Source organism: Chryseobacterium sp. D764 (assembly GCF_019317325.1).
GTDB lineage: Bacteria > Bacteroidota > Bacteroidia > Flavobacteriales > Weeksellaceae > Chryseobacterium.
In genome coordinates this window covers 4,488,645-4,512,636 of sequence record NZ_CP079219.1, presented here as the reverse complement: position 1 = coordinate 4,512,636, position 23,992 = coordinate 4,488,645, and the positions used below count along the sequence as shown (strand labels likewise).

At 33.9% G+C, this 23,992-nt stretch carries 21 protein-coding genes and 2 tRNA genes; all 23 read right to left on the bottom strand.

Translation table 11 applies throughout. The features are described from left to right. Nucleotides 1–173 precede the first annotated feature (173 nt). The 23 genes from KYG33_RS20580 to KYG33_RS20470 all read right to left on the bottom strand — a co-directional run bounded on the left by KYG33_RS20580 (nucleotide 174) and on the right by KYG33_RS20470 (nucleotide 23,953). Nucleotides 174–1,280 (bottom strand): right-handed parallel beta-helix repeat-containing protein, encoded by a 1,107-nt coding sequence (locus tag KYG33_RS20580; protein ID WP_077415661.1) that lies wholly within the window; start codon nucleotides 1,278–1,280, stop codon nucleotides 174–176. Beyond that, nucleotides 1,277–2,362, bottom strand: coding sequence for a glycosyltransferase (locus tag KYG33_RS20575; protein ID WP_219072328.1), 1,086 nt, complete (start codon nucleotides 2,360–2,362; stop codon nucleotides 1,277–1,279). Before KYG33_RS20575 ends, KYG33_RS20580 begins: the two co-directional genes overlap by 4 nt. Further along, nucleotides 2,337–3,554 (bottom strand): O-antigen ligase family protein, encoded by a 1,218-nt coding sequence (locus KYG33_RS20570; RefSeq protein WP_139348499.1) that lies wholly within the window; start codon nucleotides 3,552–3,554, stop codon nucleotides 2,337–2,339. Before KYG33_RS20570 ends, KYG33_RS20575 begins: the two co-directional genes overlap by 26 nt. Before the next feature lie 73 nt (nucleotides 3,555–3,627). After that, a complete protein-coding gene (locus KYG33_RS20565) occupies nucleotides 3,628–4,647 on the bottom strand; it encodes a glycosyltransferase family 2 protein (RefSeq protein WP_077415667.1) in 1,020 nt (339 codons plus the stop codon). Then, nucleotides 4,637–5,632: a polysaccharide pyruvyl transferase family protein gene (locus tag KYG33_RS20560; protein ID WP_077415669.1), complete on the bottom strand. Its 996-nt coding sequence runs from the start codon at nucleotides 5,630–5,632 to the stop codon at nucleotides 4,637–4,639. Before KYG33_RS20560 ends, KYG33_RS20565 begins: the two co-directional genes overlap by 11 nt. 2 nt (nucleotides 5,633–5,634) lie before the next feature. After that, a complete protein-coding gene (locus KYG33_RS20555; RefSeq protein ID WP_180565315.1) occupies nucleotides 5,635–7,044 on the bottom strand; it encodes a lipopolysaccharide biosynthesis protein in 1,410 nt (469 codons plus the stop codon). A gap of 36 nt (nucleotides 7,045–7,080) precedes the next feature. Beyond that, nucleotides 7,081–8,373 (bottom strand): nucleotide sugar dehydrogenase, encoded by a 1,293-nt coding sequence (locus KYG33_RS20550; RefSeq protein ID WP_317619660.1) that lies wholly within the window; start codon nucleotides 8,371–8,373, stop codon nucleotides 7,081–7,083. 20 nt (nucleotides 8,374–8,393) lie between these two features. Next, nucleotides 8,394–9,362, bottom strand: a complete 969-nt coding sequence (locus tag KYG33_RS20545) for an SDR family oxidoreductase (protein WP_077415675.1) — start codon at nucleotides 9,360–9,362, stop codon at nucleotides 8,394–8,396. A 2-nt stretch (nucleotides 9,363–9,364) separates the two neighbouring features. Beyond that, nucleotides 9,365–11,704, bottom strand: a complete 2,340-nt coding sequence (locus KYG33_RS20540) for a GumC family protein (protein ID WP_077415677.1) — start codon at nucleotides 11,702–11,704, stop codon at nucleotides 9,365–9,367. Between the two features lie 3 nt (nucleotides 11,705–11,707). Then, nucleotides 11,708–12,427: a polysaccharide biosynthesis/export family protein gene (locus KYG33_RS20535; protein WP_228408739.1), complete on the bottom strand. Its 720-nt coding sequence runs from the start codon at nucleotides 12,425–12,427 to the stop codon at nucleotides 11,708–11,710. Nucleotides 12,428–12,714: 287 nt separating this feature from the next. Then, the gene (locus tag KYG33_RS20530) at nucleotides 12,715–14,616 is read right to left on the bottom strand and encodes a polysaccharide biosynthesis protein (protein WP_077415681.1); all 1,902 of its coding nucleotides are present in this window, start codon (nucleotides 14,614–14,616) and stop codon (nucleotides 12,715–12,717) included. A 318-nt stretch (nucleotides 14,617–14,934) separates the two neighbouring features. Further along, nucleotides 14,935–15,008 (bottom strand) — tRNA-Asp (locus KYG33_RS20525). Nucleotides 15,009–15,039: 31 nt separating this feature from the next. Beyond that, nucleotides 15,040–15,113 (bottom strand) — tRNA-Asp (locus KYG33_RS20520). A 124-nt stretch (nucleotides 15,114–15,237) separates the two neighbouring features. After that, nucleotides 15,238–15,555: a thioredoxin gene (gene trxA / locus KYG33_RS20515; RefSeq protein WP_047380983.1), complete on the bottom strand. Its 318-nt coding sequence runs from the start codon at nucleotides 15,553–15,555 to the stop codon at nucleotides 15,238–15,240. A gap of 83 nt (nucleotides 15,556–15,638) precedes the next feature. Beyond that, nucleotides 15,639–16,814: a cysteine desulfurase family protein gene (locus KYG33_RS20510; RefSeq protein WP_077415683.1), complete on the bottom strand. Its 1,176-nt coding sequence runs from the start codon at nucleotides 16,812–16,814 to the stop codon at nucleotides 15,639–15,641. Nucleotides 16,815–16,816: 2 nt separating this feature from the next. Then, nucleotides 16,817–17,284 (bottom strand): hypothetical protein, encoded by a 468-nt coding sequence (locus tag KYG33_RS20505; RefSeq protein WP_077415685.1) that lies wholly within the window; start codon nucleotides 17,282–17,284, stop codon nucleotides 16,817–16,819. Nucleotides 17,285–17,308: 24 nt separating this feature from the next. Beyond that, on the bottom strand, nucleotides 17,309–17,896 hold the full coding sequence (locus KYG33_RS20500) for an HAD family hydrolase (RefSeq protein WP_077415687.1): 588 nt from the start codon (nucleotides 17,894–17,896) through the stop codon (nucleotides 17,309–17,311). A gap of 6 nt (nucleotides 17,897–17,902) precedes the next feature. After that, complete coding sequence (locus KYG33_RS20495) at nucleotides 17,903–18,628, bottom strand: SDR family NAD(P)-dependent oxidoreductase (RefSeq protein ID WP_077415689.1); 726 nt, start codon at nucleotides 18,626–18,628, stop codon at nucleotides 17,903–17,905. After that, entirely contained in the window at nucleotides 18,628–19,947 is a 1,320-nt protein-coding gene (locus KYG33_RS20490) for an FAD-binding oxidoreductase (protein ID WP_077415691.1), read from the bottom strand. The genes KYG33_RS20495 and KYG33_RS20490 overlap by 1 nt, the downstream gene beginning before the upstream one ends. Beyond that, nucleotides 19,944–20,831 (bottom strand): decaprenyl-phosphate phosphoribosyltransferase, encoded by an 888-nt coding sequence (locus KYG33_RS20485; RefSeq protein ID WP_077415693.1) that lies wholly within the window; start codon nucleotides 20,829–20,831, stop codon nucleotides 19,944–19,946. Before KYG33_RS20485 ends, KYG33_RS20490 begins: the two co-directional genes overlap by 4 nt. Before the next feature lie 107 nt (nucleotides 20,832–20,938). Next, nucleotides 20,939–21,628 (bottom strand): OmpA family protein, encoded by a 690-nt coding sequence (locus KYG33_RS20480; protein WP_219072327.1) that lies wholly within the window; start codon nucleotides 21,626–21,628, stop codon nucleotides 20,939–20,941. A gap of 25 nt (nucleotides 21,629–21,653) precedes the next feature. After that, entirely contained in the window at nucleotides 21,654–22,145 is a 492-nt protein-coding gene (locus KYG33_RS20475) for a lipocalin family protein (RefSeq protein ID WP_077415696.1), read from the bottom strand. Nucleotides 22,146–22,270: 125 nt separating this feature from the next. Beyond that, nucleotides 22,271–23,953 (bottom strand): S8 family serine peptidase, encoded by a 1,683-nt coding sequence (locus KYG33_RS20470; RefSeq protein WP_219072326.1) that lies wholly within the window; start codon nucleotides 23,951–23,953, stop codon nucleotides 22,271–22,273. Between the last annotated feature and the right edge of the window lie 39 nt (nucleotides 23,954–23,992).

The window sequence follows — 23,992 nt, the reverse complement described above, 5'->3', positions numbered from 1 at the left end:
TATATTTTTAACATTTCTAACAACATTAAAAACTTTAATTTTTATTTTAAGTCTTTTTTAAGCATAATATCATAAGCAAAAATCTTTCCATTATCACTTTTTTTGGAAAAATTAATATTTATAGAATATGTATATTTTACACATTACCTTTCTTTATTTCAAAGTAAAAGTAATTATTGATTGTATTTTATCTTTTGTTGTGAAAATTTCTGTAAATCAGTTACTATTCCTTTATTATCTTTATGATCTGATTTAAAGTCATTTACCTTCAAATTAATATTATCCAAGGATGAATTCTTATACAAGAAATTAAAAGGTACTTTGTTGTATTTTAAGTCAATACCTGAAAAAACAATATTCCCCATCAATTTCTTTTTAGCATCATTTTTCTGATTAGAATAGGAAATTCCACTTTTGGAATAAAAATCTTTATAATTTTCAATAACTACATTAACGTTATTTGCGTCACTATCTCCTCTTAGCCTAGCTAAATAAAAGGCAAGCCCGCTCACCTCATTATTATATGTTACGATTGATTTTAATGAAATATTTACTTTTTTGTTATCAGGAGTATTAGGTTCTATATCTATTCCCGTCTTAGGATTAGCTCCATTGGTATTTGAAACTACTAAATTCTGCAGTAAAATATTGTCACCGCTTATAACAGAAATTCCGTTTCTTCGGTTATTATCAATAAGACCTCCTATCACAGAAATATTATTGGAGAAACCATTTCCCCCTATATAGATACCATCTCCCCAACAGTCTTTGATCACAGGATTATAGATTTTTATATTTACGGCATCTTTAATATTTATTCCCATACCCCATTCTCCTGTTTTCCCCAGATGAACAGATCTGTCTCCTATAATATCAGGGTTATATACACTTACATTTTTCTTTCCTGTAATATCAATCATGGCATATCCCTGATTATTGGATGCCTTCAATTTCAATTGGGATTTATCATCAAATAATAAGGTAGAATTATCCTTTAGCTGAAGCCCTTTATCATTGATTAAAATGGGAAAATTGGGTAGTAAAACCGTTGCATTTTCATTAATTGCTTTCTGAACATATGCCGTATAATCTTCTGATCCGTCCTTTTTGTAATTATTGGGAAGAAGTTTTACAACTTCAAAAGATTTTGCTTTTAAATTATTGAAGGCTGAAGTGACCTCAGCTTTTTTAATATAAGTATCAGGAACATCTTTATAACTAAATTTCCCCTGCGCACATGATAGATTAACTATAAGTAAAAAAATTAATAAGCTTCTCATAATGTATAATATATTTCACGATAATATTTTGCAATTTCTTCAATAGAGAAATTTTTTGATCTAGAAAAACATTTTTCGGCAGTTGTGTTATAAAAAGATGAATTTGAGTGTAAATTTTTAATTATTTCAGCTAAATCCTCAGCTTTACCTCTATCAAATAATATTCCATACTCTGAAACGACTTCTGAAAGACCCGGCACATTTGAGGCAACCACAGGTTTATTACAAGCCATCCCTTCTACTGCTACAATACCAAACCCTTCATAATGGGATGATACAACTACTACATCGCTCATTTTGATGAGTTCAGCAATATTGGCCTGATTACCTAAGAAAAAAGCTCTGTTTTCCAACCCATTATTTTTAACAAGTTCTTTGCAGTTTTCTAATTCCGGCCCCTCTCCTACGAATATCGCTTTTACATGAGGAGGTAACAATGTAAGTGCTCTGATCAGGGTAGGCTGGTCTTTTGCAGCTCTGAAACTTGCTACCTGAATTAATAAAAAATCTTTGTCTGACACATTATACGCAGTACGGGAATAAGCTTTTGAATTATAAAACTTATTGAGGTTGACTCCATTATTTATGACCTTCATCTTTGCTTTAAATTCAGATCCTAAATGTTGAATAAGATTTTTTTCTGTGGATTCTGAAATACAGATAATAGAGTTTAATTGGGCGTAAATAAATTTTTCTATTCTTTTTAAATACCACTTAGATCTTCTGTTATTTTCGGTACTATGTTCAGTAAATACTACTTTTTGTTTTCGGGAAAATAAAAGTTTGTACAATACCCCCCAATATAGTGTAGGAAATAAATGCAAATGAATAACATCCGCATCTGTGACTCTTCTATTTATAAAAAAGGGAATCCGAATATCATATAGGCTTTTTGAAGGAATTACGTCAATTTTTATTTTTCCATTACTTTCTACTTCTTTTTTTAAAGAGGTATCAATATCGTCTAATAATAACAAATGTATTTCGTCTGAACTTCCCTCAGACAATTCAGTACAAAGGTCAACTACTAACCTTTCTGCACCGCCAAACCTTAAACTATTTATGATATGATATACTTTCATTATTATTGAGTGTTCCGATAATTAGAATAAGTGGGATAACTATATAATGTGTATTTATAAATGATGCATGAAAGTTTCCTCCAACAAGCATTAATAAAAAAAGAAAAAACAAAATTGGCTGCTTTTTTAAACCTTTAAACCACACAACAATTAGAAATAATAATAGCAGTAAAGTAAAAACAACACCATACTGCACAAGAAAATCTAAAATAAAATTATGGGGTAACATGGATTTTGATGTCTCACTAAAGCCCAAAAACCTGGAACCAAACCAGAAGTTTTTATAAAAATAGTTCAGGGCGTTCAAATAGTTATCTAGACGTCCGGAGTCATTGGATAAATTAGTTGTTCTATTTAAAGAATATATATATAATATGGTCTTAACCAGGGGAAAGCCTACAATTAATGAGATCACAATTATTTTTATATTCCTCAAATATATAAGCAGAAAGAAAAGGGCTATAAAAAGAGCCGCTATACCGGATCTTCCGGAAGTTAATACACTGGTTCCTATAGTAAAAAGCAAGAAAATGATACTCCATTTATAATTAATGATATATTTCTTAGTCAGTAATCCATAACATAAAATCAAAGAGGCACTTGATAAATAGATAGATGAAATACTATAATCATAAAAAAGACCAGCAAATCCAGTTCTGGATTTACCAAATTGATTCTGAACACCCAGATAATTTATTCCCAAGATTTTCAAAGACAGGTATTGGATTAATACCATTAAACCTGCCACGGATGCTGCGAAAACATAGAACTTCATCATCGAAGAAACAGTTAAGTCGGACATTTTCAACTTAATTAACGCTATTATAATTATTAATAAAAATAACAGTGTTTTTATCAATGTTTCGACCAATATTTTCGGATAATTAGACTGATTAAAAAAATAAACACCCAAACAAAATAACAATAACCCCAGCCCCAGAATTTGAATGAGCAGGTTCTTTTTTGAAGAAAAGTTACTGGCAAATAATACACAGATAAATAAAAACTGAATAATAATAAAAAGGCTGAAAAAACTACTTCCCACCAAAGGGCTGAAGCTGAAAGGTAAAGTTAATATTAAACAAATAGTAAATGCTTCATTAAGGGTAGCCCTTTTACGTATACGATTAAAGTAAAACAAAAATAATAGAATAGATAAACCGCCTACTACTATCTGGTTTAAATTAAACATATATAATATTGAAATCACAAAACATATTGATGTACCTATAAGGTAATCAGATTTCGTGAATTTATCTATCGTATTATTTATTTCCAATCTTTTCATTTATCAATTCATATATTCCAAAAAAAGTTAATTTACTAAACCCTAACTTCATTAACTGAGTAAATGGCAACCTTTTTAAGTTAAATAATAAAATTTTAAGATATCTTTTACCTAAAACACAATTAACATTGAATTTATTATTCGGATAATTTGATTTTAGTTCTAAAGAAAGTTTCTTAAAAAAGGAAAGAATAAAATCCACTGAAAAGTCTTCAAAACTGATATTTCTAATTTTATCCGATAAAGACAGAATATAAATAAAATCTAATTCTTTTTGATCTAAAACAATATTCTGCTGCTGTAAAGCCAGCTGCTGAATATTAGATATTGTTCTCTTTCTCTGTTCTATCTGGCCAGCTCCAACATTGGTTTGGCTATTGGGTGTATCTCTATAATACAACAAAGGCATTCTAAAATTGTACCCTTTACCATATTGCAGAATTTTGATCCACAACTGATAATCCTCGGCATACTTATAATCCTTTTCAAAAAAAAGATTATTCTCTTTAATAATACCAGCCCTGAACATCACTGCCGGATGGGTAAAAGGTGTACTGAAAATTGAATGTATCCTAATTGATGTATCATCAACCGGAAGTACACTAAGGTGAAAATGAGAAATAGAATGGGCAAATTCCTTTCTGGATGAGCTGCAGATAATATATTCCGGATTCTTCTCCATGAAATCTATCTGCATTTGAAAACGGGATGAATGGCATATATCATCAGCATCCATTCTGGCAATATATTCACCTTTTGCTAGTAAGATCCCTTTATTCAAAGTTTCTATTAATCCTAAATTCTTTTCATTTTCAATGTACCTTATCCTTTCATCCTTATAGCTTAATATGATTTCTTTTGTGAAATCTATGGAACCGTCATTAATAATCAACAATTCAAAGTCTTTAAAACTTTGTGCAAGTATACTGTCTACCGCTGTTCTAAGATACTGTTCAGCATTATATGCAGGTAAAATTACCGAAATTTTAGGACTCATTCTTTACATAAAGTTTAACATTATTAAAATTCTTCAGCCATGCATCGTAAAAATTTTTACTTTTCCCATAAACGTTATCTAAGATAACAACCTCTTTATCCAATAAGATACTCAGGATTAAACCATGCAAACGGGTTGTATATACTTTATGATATTGATTGATAAACTCCTTTCCGCGGTTGATATGCAGATCCATTCCATTTCTCTTTTTGAATCCATAGGCGTTATCAATTATTAAAGAAGAGGCAGGCAAAAACTTAATGATTTTTGAAAGCTTACCGTCCAGAGCTTCTACATAATTGGTGATGGTATTCATTCTCTTTGAGGAAGAATTGTAAGTTGGCCAATCTTTTATATCATATTCCCCTTCAATGACATTCTGAAAAGAATCTTTACTTGCTTCTGCATCAGTTCTGTTCAGATATAAATTCTTTCTCGTTTCAGGAGAATTGGTCTTAATATCAGCATCAAAATCTAAAAAGAAAGCCATATCCGGTGCTAATTTTAATTTTTCTTCATTAAAAGCAGCTTTTAAAGTATCATATGAAGGCAAATCTCTTACTAATACGTGAAGATCACGATGATTGTTGAAAATAGCAAAATCTCTTTTTAGATTTGCTTCGCTATTGTAATGTACCGTTTGAGGCAGAACAATAATCTTGTTATTGGGAAAGTTTTCAATGATATATCTTTTAAAACTTTGACTTGATTCATATATATCACCAAAGTTTCCTCCTCCGTGCAGCAGAATAACTGTTTTCTCAGATTTTATATCACTTTTTTTGAAAGTATATCTGTTGTACTGCCCAATACACTTATGGGCTAATGTTTTAAAAAATTCTAATTCTCCTTTCCAAATTAAAGAATCTCCAATATTTCTATGATTAGGTATATCTAACAGAATAAAATCATTATCAATGAGTGGAGTAAGCTGAGTAGATATTATATTTTTTAATTGTCTTATATTTTCTTTATTGGAATTCATATTTATTTTTTTAGAGAATTTAATTTATTAAAGACTTTTTTTAAAATATCTTTATTAAAATAACCGAAAAGGAATAACGACAATACCGTTAAAGATATTGAAATTAAATGACTACTATTTATGTATAACAGTATAATTATACTAAAAACCACCAGCAGCTGTATGATGAAAGATTTAATATCTATATCTAATTTTAAAATCTCAGCTGTCTGTCTGTATCTTATAATAAACATAACAAAGAAGCTGACAAATGTACCTAAAGCAGGTGCATAAAGACCAATATACTTAATAAAAGCCACTGAAATAAATACATTCACCAATGCCCCTATCATACTTGTAATAAAAATCCCCTTTGTTGATTTGGTTTTTAAATAAATAGCACCTAAAAAGCCGGAAATCGACGAAAAACAAGATCCTATGTACAGAAGGGTGGCATATTTCCAGGATTCATAAAATTTTGAATCAAACAGAACTTCCGTAATCAACGGAGTAGCTGCTATTAAAATGGTTGATAAGCCAATATTTACAGCGATATATTTATTAAAAAGCTTTGAGAAAAAGGGGTTATTGGGATCGTTTCCGGAGATTGCCATATCCTGCCAGGCCAGCATAAAGACGGTATTAAAGATCGTCAGAATAGCGGGAAGCCTTGCAGAAACAGCATAGATACCATTGTCTTCTATTGTTAAAAACTTTAAAATAATATATCTGTCTGATGCGTTAATAACCCACCAGCTTATAGAATTTAATATTAATGGAAGGGAGTAAAATAGAATCTGCTTTTGTAATGAGTAGTTAATTTTTATACTAACATATTTCTTAAACAGAAAACTTACTTTGAACAGCATCAGTAAAATTGCAATAAAATTACTGATAAAAAGTGCATAAAAGATCCCCTGTACCTTATCCTGAAATATATCTGTCAGCAGGAAAAGTAAACTAAAAGAAAATATAAAAAAACTATTTATAATTCCTATAAATGAATAGTATCTCGTTAACCCCAACCCTCTTAATATTTGCTGAAAGAAAGGCAATAAACAAGAGCTTATAATCAGCAGTGACAATTCTTTCTGGTAAGGAATATGATAAAAAAGCCCAGCCAGGTAAAGCAACAGTTCAAAGCTGATAAAGGAAACCAGTAACAGAATACTACATTGCTTAAAAATATTATCAATATAATTTTCTTTTTCGTTTTCTTTGTCCAGAAACCAGCGATAAATGGCCTCATTCATCTGCAAGGAGACAAAAGGAACTAATAAATTGACACTAGTCAGCACTAAGTCATATTCTCCTAATTCTTTTCTGGAAAGGTAGTAGGAATAAATAGGAATTAATAGAAAAGATAAAATCTTAGATCCAAAATTACCAATTGTATATATTAATGTACTTTTTAGTAAAGTATTGCTATTCATTATTATAGTAATAAATATTATTTAGTTCATATTTATTTATAACCTTGAATGACTTTCTTCTAAGATTCCTTTTACGTCATAAATTATTCCATTTTCTTTTAAATGATTTTTTAAATCCAGATCATTGAATTGTTTATGTGCAACGGTAAGGATAATAGCATCATATTTTTCCTGTGGAATTTCATTCACGACCTCTAGTCCATATTCGTGTCTTACTTCATCAGGATTAGCCCATGGATCAAAAGTTGTAACCTGTAAAGCATAGTCTTCAAGCCCATGAATCACATCTACCGCCTTTGTATTACGTACATCCGGACAGTTTTCTTTAAACGTTATTCCTAAATTCAAAACTGTGGCACCATTGATGGTTACCTTGTTTTTAATCATGGTTTTCAATAGCTGAGAAGCTACATACTGTCCCATGGAATCATTAAGACGGCGTCCTGCTAATATAATTTCCGGATGATACCCTTTTTCCTGAGCTTTCTGAGCCAGATAATATGGATCTACACCAATACAGTGTCCTCCTACTAACCCTGGTTTGAAGGGTAAAAAGTTCCATTTGGTTCCTGCTGCTTCCAAAACTGCATGAGTATCAATATCTAAAAGATTGAATATTTTTGCCAATTCGTTTACAAAAGCAATATTAATATCCCTTTGTGAATTTTCAATTACCTTGGCAGCTTCTGCAACCTTGATTGTTGGAGCCAAATGAGTTCCTGCAATGATTACGGACTGATATAAATTATTTACTATTTCCCCGATTTCAGGTGTTGAGCCCGAGGTAACTTTTAAGATCTTTTCAACAGTATGCTCTTTGTCACCGGGATTAATACGTTCAGGAGAATATCCTGCAAAGAAGTCCTGGTTAAATACCATTCCTGAAATTTTTTCAAGAACAGGGATACATTCTTCTTCAGTAGCTCCGGGATATACTGTAGATTCGTAAATCACAATATCACCTTTGGACAATACTTTTCCTACAGTTTCTGAGGCTTTATACAGCGGAGTAAGGTCAGGACGGTTATGCTGATCCACCGGAGTAGGAACAGTAATAACGTAAATGTCAGCATCCTGAATATCCTTGATATCAGCTGAACAATATAATCCTTTTGCAGCTCCCTGGTTAAAAGGGTTATTCTGAATTAATACAGATTCCAATACTTCATTTTCCACTTCCAGAGTACTGTCTACCCCAGTGTTCAGTTCTGCAATCCTTTTCTGATTAATATCAAAACCTACAACCGAATATTGTGTGGCAAACAACCTGGCTAAAGGCAAACCGACATATCCTAGTCCTATAATGGCAATTTTATGTTCTTTCTTCATAAAGATTCAATTAAAAAATGTTACTTTAAATTTGTCCAATACCAGTTAATAGCTTCTTTTAAACCTTTATCTATATTGTGGCTAGGTTTATATCCTAATAATTTTTCTGCTTTTTCAACTGATGCCAGTGAGTGTGGAATATCTCCTACACGGTTCGGACCATGAACAGCATCAATATTGGCAATCTCTCCATCAAATTCGCTAAGATATTTTTTAAGATATCCAATCAGATCATTCAATGTTGTACGATCACCCACTGCTGTATTATAAACTGTATTCACTGCATCCGGGCTTTCAGTAAGCATGGCCAGCTCATTCATCTGAATTACGTTGTCAATGTATGTAAAATCACGGGAATAATCACCTGTACCATTAATTTTCGGTGACTCATGATTGATCAACTGTTTTATAAATAATGGAATCACAGCAGCATAAGCTCCGTTGGGATCCTGTCTCCTTCCAAACACATTAAAATATCTCAAACCAATGCATTCCAATCCGTAAGTTTTTCCGAATACATCTGCATACAATTCATTTACATATTTGGTAATGGCGTATGGTGATAATGGTCTTCCGATAACATCTTCTACTTTAGGTAATGATGCAGAATCACCATATGTGGATGAGGAAGCTGCATAAACAAAACGCTTTACTTTGGCATCTCGTGCAGCAATCAGCATATTTAAAAATCCTGAAACATTCACATCGTTACTTGTAATAGGATCCTTAATTGATCTGGGAACTGAACCGAGAGCAGCCTGATGCAGAATATAATCTACATTTTCCACCGCTTTCTGACAAACTTCCAAATCACGGATATCTCCTTCGATAAGCTGATAGTTTGGATTTCCAAGGAAAGGTTCAACATTATGACGGTGTCCTGTTGCAAAATTGTCTAAGCACACTACATAATAGCCTTTATTTAAAAAATACTCTGTTAAGTTAGAACCGATAAAACCCGCTCCACCTGTAATTAAAATTTTATTCATTTTTATGATTTGAAAATTTTACTCCACCAACTTTTTTTATCATTTGTTTGACTGTAGCCATATCCATAGCTATAGTTATATCCGTAACCTCCTGCACGTTTTGAAACATCATTAATGACAAAAGACACATTCTTCAACTTAGAGTCTTTCACCAGATCATTAGCAAAATCTATCAAAATATTTCTTGATACTCCTGATCTTACAACATATAATGTTGCATCTGCTGTATCAACGATGCTAAGAGTATCTGAAACCAGCATAAGTGGTGCAGAGTCTATAATGATATATGCATATTGAGAAGACATCTCCGCAATAAGTTTTTGATACCTTCCGTTAGAAAGCAGTTCCTGAGGGTTAGGAGGAATTGCTCCGGCATAAATGACATCACATGAAGGATTGGTAGTGGATGTATGGATAAGTTCTTCCACGTTTACAGAATTATCATATAAATATTCTGTAAGACCTTTTCTTTTGGTTGGCTCACTGTCATATCGCTGAATCTGAGGGTTACGAATATCCGAACCTATCAGAAGCGCTCTTGAATTCTTATTGGCAATGGTAAGTGCAAGATTCACGGATACCAGGGTTTTCCCTTCTCCTTTTACTGAAGAAGTTACCATAACTACTTTAGCAGTCTCCTTTACAGGCAAAACGAATTTAAGGTTTGAAACAAGAACTCTGAAAGCTTCAGCCAACTCGGAAAAGTCGTTTTTCTGTATCAAATGATTTTCATTATCCTTAAGTGAAGGTATGTCTACCAATACACCCAATTCTGAGCGTTCTTTAATATCATCTCTGGTATAAATCTTATCATCCAGCATGAAAAGGAAGTATAAAACAGCAAAAGGAAATAATATACCAAGTAACATTGCTCCTAAAAGGATAATATCTTTTTTAGGGGATACAGGTATATCTTCTGTAAATGCAGGGTTTACAATTTTAGCTTTCGGTACATTTACCGATAGATTGATTGCATTTTCTTCTCTTTTTTGAAGGAGAAATAAAAACAACTGTTCTTTAAGATTTTGCTGACGCTCAATTCCCCTATAGACTTTAGACTGTCCGGGAACTTTTTGAATCATACTGTTGTTAGTATTGATCTGGTTCTGCAGCTGAGAAATACCTGTCTGTACCGTTTGCTTCTGCTCACGGATATTATCACGGATTACTTCCTTTAAAGAAGCAATTTCCCTGTTCATTTCTATAACAGCAGGGTTTTCATTGGTCGCTTGTTTAAGGGTTTTATTTCTACTGATAATCAATGAGTTATACTGAGTTATAGATTGTTCCAATGAAGGATTCAACCCAAGGTTGGATGGCATAAGCTGGTTATTGCCTTTTGAAGCCTCTCCTGAAAGTGAATTCAGAAGGTCTAGCTGAGCCTGCTGCTGAAGGAGAACTTTGGTGTTATCACTTGTATTCTGTAATGCAAGTTCCGCCTGTGCCTGAATATCTACAATACGATTACGGTTCTCGAAATCTTCTTTTTGGTTTTCTACCCCTGAAAGGTCTTTGGTAATCACTTCCAGTCTTTTATCGATGAATTCCTGAGTATTCTGAGCTTGTAAATTTTTATCTTTCTGACCATCCAGATTATATTGCTTAGTCACCTCATTAAGAATAGCCTCCGATTTTTCAGGAAGAGATCCTATCAGGTTTATTTCCATTAGCATGGCTTTTTCATCTGGTAAATTGATCTCAACCGTTTTTTCTAATTTTTTTACTTTCTCAATGGGATTCCAAAAAATTACTTTATATTTTGATTTAAAAGGAACAGCAGAATTTCTCTGAAACATTACGATTCCAAAATCTAAATTCAGAGGAATATTAAACTTACCTTTAAAGGTTGCTTTTTTTTCATTCTGAAGCGTAAACTCATCCCCCTTTAAGTCCATCATTGTATATTCAGAAAATTTAAAATTTTCATTATTATTATATGATAATACTTTTGCAACAACGGGAATTTTGTTAAATAGCTGTGAATCTTTAATTTCTCCTGTATTGAAATATTCAACATTAAGATTAAGATTTTTCACAACCTCCATGAGGATAGGTCGTGAGGTTACAACAGCTCCCTCACTTTTCAGCTCATCAGCATTCCCTAAGCCCATACCAAGATTCTCCAGATCTGATAATGCTGAGGAAAGATTATTTTGTTTTTTATCAAATTTAAGAACCGTTGTTGATTGATATTGAGGTACACTATATCTAAGATAAATGTAAGCTCCTATTACAAAAAGTAAAATGGAAGCAATAAACCACGGCCATTTATATAGGTATTGAGAGATAACTTTTCTTAGATTCAAACTATCTTCCTTTTCCTGAAATTCTATCTTCTGCATATTTTATCTTCGTGTTAAGGCAATAATAAGCGTGCCCGCTGTTAATAATGCACCAATAATCTGGAATGTAAGCGCTCTGTTCGGGTTCGAGTTGGCCTGAACCTGTTTGTTTTTGTCCGGCTGTACATATAATATGTCATTTTGTTTCATATAATAGTATGGAGAACTTACAATATCAGATCTGGTAAGATCAACATTAGCAATCTGATCAGTCCCATCTTCTCCAGTACGGATAAGCTTTACATTGGTACGGTCTCCAAAATCTGTCATATCACCGGCAAGGCCTAATGCCTGAAAAATGTTAATCTTTTGAGAAACACTTTCTTTCTGTCCCGGATTTTTTACTTCACCTAAGATACTCACATTGAAATTTTTGAGAGTAATACTCACCATAGGATCTGTAAGATATCTCTTAAGACGAGCCTCAAGGTCATTCTTCAGTTGTATCTGCGACATTCCTTTAGCATATACATTCCCTATTACAGGAAAATAGATGTTTCCTTCCTCATTTACCAAATACTCACTTGGTTGTGCATATTGATTTATTCCGGCATTTGAAGTGCTTCCTACCTTATTTGTAGTGTTAAGATTAAATGGTTTTACTGCAACTTCATCCAGTGCAGAAACAAGAATTAAAAGTACATCTCCTTCCTGAATATGTAAGCCCTGGAACTTTGCTTTTGCAACTTCCTCTTCCATATTATGTTTTGATATATATACCATATTTTGCTTCGGTCTACATGATAATAAAGTAACCGATAACAGTATTATATACGCAATAATAGTTTTATTCATATGTTTTTTTGTTCTAGTCTACTTGAGTTAACTTCAATTTTATTTAATATACTATGTTATAAGAAGTTTTTACTTATGTGAGGCGTATTTTAATCCCTATATTTAGATTATTTCTTTTTCTAGCAATTTTCATTCCGTTTGAAAACAAAATAACGAAAATTATTATTTTCCACTATTTTTTTTATTAATTTCATTCATATAATTCACTCATATACTTAATGTTCAGATATTTTATCTAAAACTTCAAATTCCGAATTATTGCTTATAAATTCTGGTACAATAACTTTTAATGTTTTCACAATTTGTAAACTATCCTTATTCACTGCTAACATAATAATCCGTTGACACAAAGCTTCTATATCTTCAAACTCCATCACCGGATCTCTGGATATCATAATTTTCTCATGATGCGTAGGAATAGTCGTAGAATGATCTGTTAAAAGTTCTTCATATAATTTTTCGCCTGGTCGTAAGCCTATAAAATCAATTTTAATATCAATACCTGGCGTATATCCTGATAATTTAATCATTCTTTCTGCTAAATCCAAGATTTTGACAGGTTTACCCATATCAAAAACATAAATCTCACCCCCTTCTCCCATTGTTCCTGCCTGAAGTACCAATTCGCAGGCTTCCGGGATAGTCATAAAATAACGAATAATATCAGGATGAGTAATTGTAACCGGACCTCCTTTTTCAATTTGTTTTTTGAAATGCGGTATTACAGAACCGTTGGAACCTAGTACATTTCCAAAACGTGTTGTAATAAATTTTGTTGTATTCTCAGAAGAATTTTGTAAAGATTGTACAAAAAGTTCAGCGGCTCTTTTAGAAGCTCCCATTACGTTAGTTGGGTTTACAGCTTTATCTGTAGATACCATCACAAAACGATTTACACTATATTTTTTCGATAAAAGAGCTAAATTTTTAGTTCCTCCGATATTGACAAAAATAGCTTCATGCGGATTATCTTCTATTAAGGGAACATGTTTGTACGCAGCCGCATGATAGACAATTGAAAACTGATAATCTTCAAACAGTTTTTCCATCCTTGGATAGTTTGAAATATCTGCCAATACAAATTTGAATCTTTGGTTCGGGAATCTCTCTAATAATTCAAGCTGCAGTTCGTATAAAGGAGATTCCGCCTGATCAACCACCACAATAAGTGATGAATTCAATTGAGCAACCTGCCTTACAATTTCGCTTCCTATAGACCCGGCGCCTCCGGTTACTAAAATAGTTTTATTAACATGAAAACTCTTTACCTCGTCCCCTTCTATTTTAATGGCCGGACGATTAAGCAAATCTTCAATCTTAAGCGGACGGATGCCTTTTACAACATCATCTTCTTTTATTATACTGGCTACGGGTGCTTTTAATACTTTCAATCCATTATCCAATGCAAGAGCAGTCCATTCTTCCATTTCCCGCTTTGTCATCATATCTTTGATTAAAACAGCATCAAACTGTTCTCTCAGATTATTGCTTTTAAGAAACTGTTTTTTATTATAAATCTTATGACCTAGCAGCATTGCTTTCTTAGAATCTGATCTGGCACTAAGAAATCCTGCCAGCTGATAGGGATGATCAGGATGATGAATAATAGCATTCGCTAATGAAACAGAAGCATCACTTATTCCTACAACAGCAACCCTTTCCTTAGATGAAATATCCTTAACATCCATAAATATAGAAAAAAACTGTTTGGTTATCATTCTGAAAAAGAACATCAGAAAAATAGAAATAAAGAAAAATAAAAACAGAACCGGATATAAAAAAAGAGGTTTACCCAATGCCAGTCCCGATATAAAATTCAGTCCCAGTAATGCAATAAGAGCACTACCCGAAGACCACAAAATTTTACAAAAATCTAAAAAAGTAGAATGTCTTATGATTCCTGCATATGTTTTGAACAGGAGTATAAACAGAATATTAACAATAATTACTGAAAATATTTTTTCATTTTGGTACTCAATAAAGTTCAGTTTTACCTCCAGACTTTTTAAGAACAAATATGAAACTAAAACAGAAAAGAAAATAACTGAAATGTCGATAAAAAAAACCGACCATCTGGGTATATACCTTAACTCCCTGATTTTAAAAATATCCCCCATATACAAATAAACCTAAAATATCATTTTCATTAATTCAACACTCAGTGGCTTTTATTATTGGGCGAAGGTAACAATTATTATTAATATTTTTAGTACTACATGCTAATTTTTATTTAAATTATAAATTAACATTTTGAAACAAAATTCCAAAAACAGATTATTAAAAAGACCCATAAACCCACCGAGATATACGGATATTATTTCCATCCAGCTTTTGTACCTGATCCGTTCTCATTTTTTTAAAATACACATAAAACAAAAAAAATACTGTAAAACATATATTTTACAGTATTCTATACAAATTTTATATTGTATTTGCGATCCGGACGGGACTCGAACCCGCGACCTCCGCCGTGACAGGGCGGCATTCTAACCAGCTGAACTACCGGATCAATTTTTTAAAAGAAATTGAGAAAACTTCTGCGATCCGGACGGGACTCGAACCCGCGACCTCCGCCGTGACAGGGCGGCATTCTAACCAGCTGAACTACCGGATCATTTTTTAAAGAACGTCGTTTCTTTTTCGTGGTTGCAAAATTACACCTTTTTTTGTTATCTGCAAATTATTTTAAAAAAAATGCCTCCCAATACTGGAAGGCATTCATTATCAAACTTATTTTTTTATAAGTGAGCGCTTAATTTTTCAGCGATTACCTCTTTTGGAGCCACACCTACTAATTTATCTACCACTTCCCCATTCTTAAAAATAAGAACTGTAGGGATATTTCTGATACCATACTGCATAGAAATCTCTTGGTTGTTGTCTACATCTACTTTCCCAACGATTGCTTTACCTTCAAAATCTGATGCTACTTCTTCGATGATTGGTCCTAAAGTTCTGCATGGTCCACACCATACTGCCCAAAAGTCCACTAATACCGGTTTATCAGATTTTAAAACCGTATCCTGAAATGAGCTGTCTGTAATTTCTAAAGCCATTTTTGTTTCTTTTATTTTAATTAATATTATTTTCTTTTAATCCTCTATTGGATGTTCAAAATTACGATTTTTAAAGCATAAGACTATCTATGCTCAACATTAGTTTTTTCTATAGTATAGTCGCTTGAAATTTCTTTCAGAGCCTTCACTAATGTATCGATATCCGCTTTGGTTGTCATATGGCTGAAAGAGATACGCAATGGTGTACAATGATCCATTTCGTCTTCAGAAAGCACCATCATCATAACCATTGAAGGTTTTGAAGCTCCTGATGAGCATGCACTTCCCTGAGAGATTGCAATTCCTTTCATATCCAACTGAAGTCCTATCAATGGATTTTTATAAGGTAGTAAAGCACTTAAAACCGTATAAAGGCTGTTTTCTTTTTCAGCACTTCTTCCGTTGAACTTAATTCCTTCAATTTCAGCAGAAAGTTTTTCAATTGCGTAATTTTTAATATCCTGCATATGGTTGGTATATTCATCCATATGATTCAGAGAAAGCTCTAACGCTTTACCCAGTCCTACGATGCCGCTAACATTTTCAGTTCCGGCTCTAAGGCTTCTTTCCTGAGGTCCTCCGGTAATAATTCCTTTTAAGCCCGTTGCTTTTCTGATAAATGCAAATCCAGCTCCTTTTGGTCCGTGAAACTTATGGGCACTACAGGAAGCGAAGTCTACAGGAATATCAGAGAAATCAAGATTCATATGAGCCATCGTCTGTACCGTATCCGAGTGGAAAAGGGCATGATGCTCTTTGCACAGCTGGGCAACTTGTTTAAGATTAATGATATTTCCGATTTCGTTGTTGGCATGCATTAAGCTTACCAATGTTTTTTTATCTGAGGCTTTTAAAAGCTCTTCTAATTTTGTAAGGTCAATATCTCCTTTTTCATTCGGACGGATGTAGTTTACTTCTACTCCTTTTCTGTTTTTCATGTCCAAAATACTTTCAGAAACACATTTATGTTCCAGAGGAGAGCTGATGATTCTTTCTACTCCAAGGTGTTCTACCGAGGATTTGATGATCATATTGTTGGATTCGGTTCCACAGGAAGTAAAAATGATCTCAGCAGGAGTTACATGAAGATAGTCTGCAACCTGTCTTCTTACATTTTCAATAAGGATTTTTGCTTCCTGGCCAAAGCTGTGCGTTGAAGACGGGTTTCCGAAATTCATCTTCATAGTGCCCACCATTGCATCTATAACTTCTTCTGCAAGCGGAGTGGTTGCGGCATTATCTAAATATACTTTATCCATTATTATTTTGAATATTTTAATTCTACGGAGGTAAACTTGTAATCTGTGGGAACAGTAAAAATAAACCATGGACTGGAGATCACCTGAATTTCCATTCCACCGGAGGGTTCTCCTGCCGGAACTTCTACATAGAGAATCTGATTTTTTACAGAGATACTTTTGATTTCTTCAATTTTGTGACTTCCTGATCTGAAGGTTCCCAAATTGTATATAACAACTTTTTTATTTTTCGGAAATTTCGGATAGCTGACATAAGAATCTTTTCCCAGATCTGCGGTACCAAAACTTCCACTGATAATGTTACGAAACTCTTTTTCGTCTTCAATTATCTTAAAGCCTGGTTTATCAGTTCCTCCCTGAGATTCAGAAACAAGGAGTTCAGTATTTCCCTGCATAGCAGAAGACTTCTGAGATGAAGTGCTTGCACAGCTCATCAATATTACTGTACATGCAATTATCAGGCTTTTCATTTTTTACAATTTTATCTCCCAAAATTAGTGAAAAAATTGATAATGTCCTTCATTTGCCCATTTCAACATTGCCCGATCCCCTGAAGTATCCCCAAATGCAATAATTTTATCGTATTTAGAATTGTTTATTTCTTCTTTAATTCTTACCAGTTTTTCTTTCCCATTACAGTTTTTCCCTACAAAGTTTCCTGTGAAAATTCCGTTCTTAAACTCTGCCCGCGTAGAAACAAGCTCCATTTTAAGTTCCTCAGCGAAAGGCTTTACCCAAATATCTAAGGATGCGGTCACCAATAAACTTTGTGTATTATTCCTATCGATATTTTTTATAAAGTCTAATGCATTTTCCCTTACAATTTTAGGATAGTGAAGTTCAAAAAATTGTTTAGATTTCATTTCGATCTTTTCTTGAGACTGTCCTTTTAAAATAGACCCGATAAAACTTTTTTTCACTTTTTCTGTTTCGGCAAGCTTTAACTTCAATAGAATGAAAAGCGGTACATGTCTTAAAAATTGTATCCGGTATTTTGTAGAATCGTAGAATTTAAGATACATAAACATAGTATCCTTGTAGGTCAAAGTTCCGTCAAAATCAAAACAATACAATTTTTTCATTTCTCTTTAAAGCTTTAATTTTTTGAATATAAATTCAGGGATATTCCTGATAATCATCATAATAATACTCCAAACCGGCAAAACATATGCCACGTTTTTCTCCTTTTTAAAGGCTTTATAAATACAGGCAGCCGCTTGTTTCGGCGTTGCGGTCAGTTTTGGATTTAAAGGCAGACCTTCAGTCATTTTGGTTGCCATAAACCCAGGTTTTATCGTAAGAACGTGTACTTTTTTATCAAAGAGATAGTTTCTCAAACCACTCAGATAGGCTGTAAACGCAGCTTTTGCACTTCCATAGATAAAATTACTCTGTCTTCCCCTGTCTCCTGCTACTGATGAAAGCCCAATGATCGTTCCGGATCTTCTGTTTTCAAATTTATGAGCAAAATAGTTCATTACGGGAACCAGTTTTGAATAATTAATATCTATAATGCGTTCCGTATTCCTGTTATCATACAGTCCTTCTTCTGTTCCTTCTCCTAAATATCCTACGGCACAAAATAATACATTTGAATTGATATTATCAAATCTGTTGTAATCAATTTCTTTCGTCAGATCCAGTTCAATAACTTCTGCCTGCTGCAGAAATTTCACATCAATATGTCTTGCAAACCGTTCTGTAGTTTCTTTATTTGAGGTAAAAAGATAGATTTTTTCAAACTTTTCTCCTTCCTGAAGTGCTTTTTCCACAAAAGCCTGTGCCACTTCAGATGTGCTTCCCAGAACTATCATTATGAGTTGTTGTTTATGATTCTTTTGTGCTGTAAAGACACAAATTTAGGATTTTGAATATTTTTCAGATAATTGGTAAGTGATGATCTGCTCATACTGTCTTTGGTAAGGTAAATTCTTCCTCCGAACTCCTGAACAATTGCATCAAGCTGGTCTACCAGTTTTTTCAGTTTTGAATTCACTTTAAAATCCAAGGCCAGTGTATACCCTTCCACCGGAAATGAGTTATAAGCCTCCGGATTATGTTTTCCAAAAAGTTTTAAAACTGCTAAGAATGATCCATTCCCACTATTGGCAATCGTTTCAAGGATTTTTTTCATTCCTTCTTTTCCCGCTTCTTTAGGAATCACCATCTGATATTGTATAAAACCGGATTTCCCATAGATTTTGTTCCAATCATTAATAGCATCCAAAGGATAGAAAAATGTTTCGTAATCAATAAAGTTCTTGACTTCCTTCTTAGACTGTTTTTTATAATATAGCCAGTTGAATATTTTTACCGTAAGTGCATTCAGTACAAATCCCGGAAAATAAAAAGGAACTGTAGGCTGTAATTTTTTCTTTAATCTTAAAGGAGTTTTCGAAAGACTTTGGGGAAGCTCATGTTGGAAGGCATGCTCACCTCTCATCAGGATACTTCTTCCAATATTTTTTCCTTTCTGAAGACAATCGATCCAGGCAACGGTATAAGTCCAGTTTTCACTTTCATCAAACAGTTTAAAGATTTCATCCAGGTTTTCTGCTTTGATACTTTCCTGGCGAATGTATGCGGATTCTATATTTTTAAGCTTAAATTTTGCTGTAAGAATAATCCCTGTAAGTCCCATTCCACCAATAGTAGCCCAGAATTTCTCTGAATTTTCTTCTCTGGAACAGGTAATAATTTGTCCGCTCTCAGTCATGAGCTTAAATTCAATCACGTATTCTGAAAAACATCCTTCTGCATGGTGGTTTTTCCCATGAACATCGGAAGCAATAGCTCCTCCCACTGATATAAACTTTGTCCCGGGAGTAACGTATAGAAAATATCCCTGCGGAACAGCAATTTCCAGAACATCTGAAAGCAGTACTCCGGATTCGCATTCTATCACCCCGTTTAAACGGTCAAAATTGATAAACTTATTTAATTTTTTTGTTGAAAATATAGATTCTCCCAACGAAGCATCTCCATAGCATCTTCCGTTTCCTCTGGCAATAATCTCGTTGTGATTGAGTACAAATTCTTTTATTTTTTTGAAACTGTCCTCTGATCTCATTTCTTTCTCCACTACCGGGTAATTACCCCAGTTTGTAACTTTCTGTGTGAAATTCGGCTTCATTTCTTAAAATAAATTTGAATTAAAAATGCAGCAACCCAAAGTAATAGGGTAACCTGTATATAGCGGTCCCGGTACACAATTTTTGTAGGAGATTCCGTTCTGTTGTAGACCAATGTCTGCTGAAGATATCTTAATAAGGCAAAAACCACGAAGATTACCGTATAAAAAACCCTTTCATGGAATCTTTCCTGAACTTCCGGTGACAGGGTAAACATCAGGTAACATACAATAGCCAGCGTAATAGAAATAGATAATGCAATATCTGCAAACTGAACATTATACCCGTCTAATGCCCGTCTTGTTTTTCCTGAAACCTGTGCATTGATCAATTCTCCTCTTCTTTTTCCAATAGCAAGCACGAGTGCCAATACAAACGTTAAAAGAATAGCCCATTGTGAAATACTGATTCCAGTAATATAACCTCCAGCCAATACACGAAGTACAAATCCTATGGCAATAATAAAAATATCGATGATCGGAACATGCTTAAGTCTAAATGTATATGCCAGATTCATCACTACATAGAATCCTATTATAATCGCAAACTTCCATAGCAACTCATGGAAATAGAATCGTGTAAAAAATACAAGAACAATATCTGTAATAATCAGACCGATAAGAATTCCTATAGCTGTTGCTTTTGAAATAGCACCACTCGCCAGAGGTCTTCTCCTTTTTTCAGGATGTTTTCTGTCTGCTTCAATATCATTATAATCATTCAGAATATATACAACACTAGCCGCAAGCGAAAATATTACAAATGCGAAAATGCTTTTAGTAAGCAGATCTATGTTGGTAATGTTACCTGAAAAGAAGAGCGGGACAAATACAAAAAGGTTTTTCACCCATTGCTCTACGCGGAGCAGCTTTAAATATTTCTTCATTTATGTTGTTTCAAGTGCAAAAGTAATCAATTCAAAATTTCTAGCATAAAAATACAAAAAAAACCGCCGGGGCGGTCTTTTACGAAAATATTTATATGTAAAATTAATTACTGCCCTTGCTTGGCATCATTAATCATTTTTTCATTTGCAGTGATCGCAAATTCAACTCTTCTGTTTTTAGCTCTTCCTTCATCAGTATCATTGCTGGCTACCGGCATATTTTTACCTTCCCCTTTTGTGAACATTCTGCTTGATACAATTCCTTTTCCTACTAAATAAGATTTCACGGCATCTGCTCTTCTTTGAGAAAGCGCCACGTTGTAAGCGTCTTTACCTACGCTGTCTGTATGTCCGTAGATATTGATATTAGTATCAGGGTTGTTCGCTAATACCTGAGCCAGTTTATCCAGGTTAGTCTGTGCAACAGAAGTAAGGTTTGAAGAGTCGAATGCAAAATTAACGATGCTTTCGTTCATTGTTACTTTAATACCATCTCCTACTCTTTCTACCTGAGCTCCCGGTAAAGTTTCTTTAATATCTTTAGCCTGCTTGTCCATTTTGTTACCGATAACATTACCAGCTACACCACCGATAATACCACCTAATACAGCACCAATAGCTCCATTTCCTCCTTTTCCTACATTGTTACCCAAGATACCTCCAAGTACTGCTCCTGAAGCAACACCTACTGCTGTGCCTCTTTGTTGGTGATTTGAATTCTGAACCGCCTCACAGCTTGTCAATAATAATGCTGATGACAAGAAAAGGGCTCCTACGTATGTTTTATTAAAATTCATTTTTTTGATCTTTTATGTTGATAAATTATTTCATTCCTGCTCTCTGGAAGTTGTAAACTACTTTTACATTGCCTCCTTCAAAAGGAACATCTTGCTGAAGAGAAAACTGATCTGTAGTCTGGCTGATTAACGTCATTGTATAACCGGCTGTATTTTGTTTTGCTTTAGTACCTTGAGCAATTTTTTTAAACATAAACGTGTTACCGTCTTTTACTTCAAACTTGATAGGTTGTGTAATTGCCGGGCAATCTCCACCTCCGTTCAAAGTATACGCTCCTGTCCAGTTGTTAGGAATCAGTCTCCAGTGGCTTCCTACGAAACACTGCGCATCTGCACCTTCATCAAAAGGTTTGATTTTATAGCCTTTTTCATAATCTACGCTCACGATCTGCCAATCTCCTTTTAATTTAAGGAAGTCTGCTCTTTGATTTTGAGATGTAGCTGCTTTGTTAACAGAGGAACACGACACTGCAAAAAGTGATGTTCCCAACATCCCTGCAAGTAGTAACTTTTTCATTTTGTTGTTTATTATTTTGTTATTATAAAGTTACAAAAAACCGTGCCAAAATTTAAAATAAAAAATAAAAAGTCCGAAAAAAATCCGGACTTTCTATGGTTTCTCCTTAAACACAGGGAGATAAATTATTTTTTAACAGCCTTTTTTACGGATTTCGAAGGCTTAGCAGTACTTGACGGCTTTCCTTTGTAGAAATTGGTATAGGCATATTCCGCAGCTTTTTTCAGGTCGATAACACCACCTGCCTGCGATTGATCTGTGAATCCGTTTGCAGTACTTGGATTGCTGCTTTTCACAAGCGCTTCAATAATCTGGTAAGGTTTCAGATCCGGCATATATGCTAATAAAACAGCAGCTCCTCCAGCTACCACAGGGGAAGCCATAGAAGTTCCCTGAAGGTATTTGTATTCGTTTTTAGGAACGGTAGAATAAATTTCCTCTCCCGGAGCGAAAACATTCACCATTTTTTTATTGTAGTTAGAAAAATCGGCTCTCAAAGCACTGTTTTTATTGGTACTTGCTCCTACCACAAGAACATTGCTTACAAATGGTTTTTCATCAGTAACATTTTTAAAGTTGGTAGGATATGCCAGATGTTCTGCTACATCTTCATTTTCATTACCTGCAGCTTTTACCAAAAGTACCCCTTTATCTTCGGCATATTTAAAAGCATCCCAGACTACATTTTTACCCGGGGAAACAGGTTTCCCGAAGCTCATATTTAAAACTTTCGCTCCGTTATCTACTGCATATCTGATGGCGTTGGCAACATCCTTATCTCTTTCATCGCCATTTGGAACTGTTCTTACAGACATGATCTTAGCAACTTTTGAAGCTACCCCGTGCTGAATCTCTTTTCCCTGGGGAAGTCCTGCAATGATTCCTGCTACGTGAGTTCCATGTTCTGCATCCGGTCCTTCGTAATGATTGTTACCATAGCCTTTTTCAGAATAATCATCATAGTTATCACCTACAATCTCTTTTCTAGGATCATAGGAAAGATCATATTGTTTTGCTGCCGGAGCAAAATGGTCTATTGCCTCCTTCATCTCTTCCTTCATCTTTTTTTCAAATTCAGTGGAAGATTTTCCTTTGAATTCAGGACTTTGAGAAATCTGGCCCAGGAATTCCAGTGCGATTGCATCTTTTTGATCTGTAGGGGCTTTAATTGCTGAAAGTGTTTCAGCTGTTACAGGCTTACCTCCTAATAATTTAACCATATTAGGAATCAGCTCATTCAGCATAGAATAGGTCATAAAATCCTGTTGAGCCTCGATACTTTTTGTATTGAACATATCTTTGGCCTTCATATACATTTCAAACTCTTCTTTCATTTGAGCCTGATTTGCTTTATTCTTAGTAGAATCACTTCCTTCAAAAACAGGTTTGTATTTGGCAACGACTCTTGTCACTTCCATATTGTCGATATCAATATCACCGTTTTTACCTCCAATGAAGTTCCAACCGTGTACATCATCAATATATCCGTTTCCGTCATCATCTTTACCATTTCCGGGAATTTCATTAGGGTTTGACCAAAGGTTATTTACCAATCCGGGGTGGTCTACCTGTACTCCACTATCCAAAACTCCTACCACAACGGTTTTAGGCTTCAGTCCTTTAGATTCTAAGTATTTATAAGCATTTGCCGTATTTACCCCATATACTTTTGAAGTTGTAAAATCCTTATGATACCATGTCATCAGATCTTTGTCTTCGTTTGGATCAATACTTTTAGCTTTAGATTCCTGTGCGAAAGAAAAACTAAAACCTGCTAAAAAAACTGCAGCTAATAATACCTTTTTCATATGTTGAAATTTATTTTTTAAAAAGATATACCAATCGCC

Bases quoted from the DNA above. Each gene is read 5' to 3' on its own strand.
- KYG33_RS20580 (WP_077415661.1), bottom strand. From the start codon at position 1,280: ATGAGAAGCTTATTAATTTTTTTACTTATAGTTAATCTATCATGTGCG.
- KYG33_RS20575 (WP_219072328.1), bottom strand. From the start codon at position 2,362: ATGAAAGTATATCATATCATAAATAGTTTAAGGTTTGGCGGTGCAGAA.
- KYG33_RS20570 (WP_139348499.1), bottom strand. From the start codon at position 3,554: ATGTTTAATTTAAACCAGATAGTAGTAGGCGGTTTATCTATTCTATTA.
- KYG33_RS20565 (WP_077415667.1), bottom strand. From the start codon at position 4,647: ATGAGTCCTAAAATTTCGGTAATTTTACCTGCATATAATGCTGAACAG.
- KYG33_RS20560 (WP_077415669.1), bottom strand. From the start codon at position 5,632: ATGAATTCCAATAAAGAAAATATAAGACAATTAAAAAATATAATATCT.
- KYG33_RS20555 (WP_180565315.1), bottom strand. From the start codon at position 7,044: ATGAATAGCAATACTTTACTAAAAAGTACATTAATATATACAATTGGT.
- KYG33_RS20550 (WP_317619660.1), bottom strand. From the start codon at position 8,373: ATGAAGAAAGAACATAAAATTGCCATTATAGGACTAGGATATGTCGGT.
- KYG33_RS20545 (WP_077415675.1), bottom strand. From the start codon at position 9,362: ATGAATAAAATTTTAATTACAGGTGGAGCGGGTTTTATCGGTTCTAAC.
- KYG33_RS20540 (WP_077415677.1), bottom strand. From the start codon at position 11,704: ATGCAGAAGATAGAATTTCAGGAAAAGGAAGATAGTTTGAATCTAAGA.
- KYG33_RS20535 (WP_228408739.1), bottom strand. From the start codon at position 12,427: ATGGTATATATATCAAAACATAATATGGAAGAGGAAGTTGCAAAAGCA.
- KYG33_RS20530 (WP_077415681.1), bottom strand. From the start codon at position 14,616: ATGGGGGATATTTTTAAAATCAGGGAGTTAAGGTATATACCCAGATGG.
- trxA (WP_047380983.1), bottom strand. From the start codon at position 15,555: ATGGCTTTAGAAATTACAGACAGCTCATTTCAGGATACGGTTTTAAAA.
- KYG33_RS20510 (WP_077415683.1), bottom strand. From the start codon at position 16,814: ATGGATAAAGTATATTTAGATAATGCCGCAACCACTCCGCTTGCAGAA.
- KYG33_RS20505 (WP_077415685.1), bottom strand. From the start codon at position 17,284: ATGAAAAGCCTGATAATTGCATGTACAGTAATATTGATGAGCTGTGCA.
- KYG33_RS20500 (WP_077415687.1), bottom strand. From the start codon at position 17,896: ATGAAAAAATTGTATTGTTTTGATTTTGACGGAACTTTGACCTACAAG.
- KYG33_RS20495 (WP_077415689.1), bottom strand. From the start codon at position 18,628: ATGATAGTTCTGGGAAGCACATCTGAAGTGGCACAGGCTTTTGTGGAA.
- KYG33_RS20490 (WP_077415691.1), bottom strand. From the start codon at position 19,947: ATGAAGCCGAATTTCACACAGAAAGTTACAAACTGGGGTAATTACCCG.
- KYG33_RS20485 (WP_077415693.1), bottom strand. From the start codon at position 20,831: ATGAAGAAATATTTAAAGCTGCTCCGCGTAGAGCAATGGGTGAAAAAC.
- KYG33_RS20480 (WP_219072327.1), bottom strand. From the start codon at position 21,628: ATGAATTTTAATAAAACATACGTAGGAGCCCTTTTCTTGTCATCAGCA.
- KYG33_RS20475 (WP_077415696.1), bottom strand. From the start codon at position 22,145: ATGAAAAAGTTACTACTTGCAGGGATGTTGGGAACATCACTTTTTGCA.
- KYG33_RS20470 (WP_219072326.1), bottom strand. From the start codon at position 23,953: ATGAAAAAGGTATTATTAGCTGCAGTTTTTTTAGCAGGTTTTAGTTTT.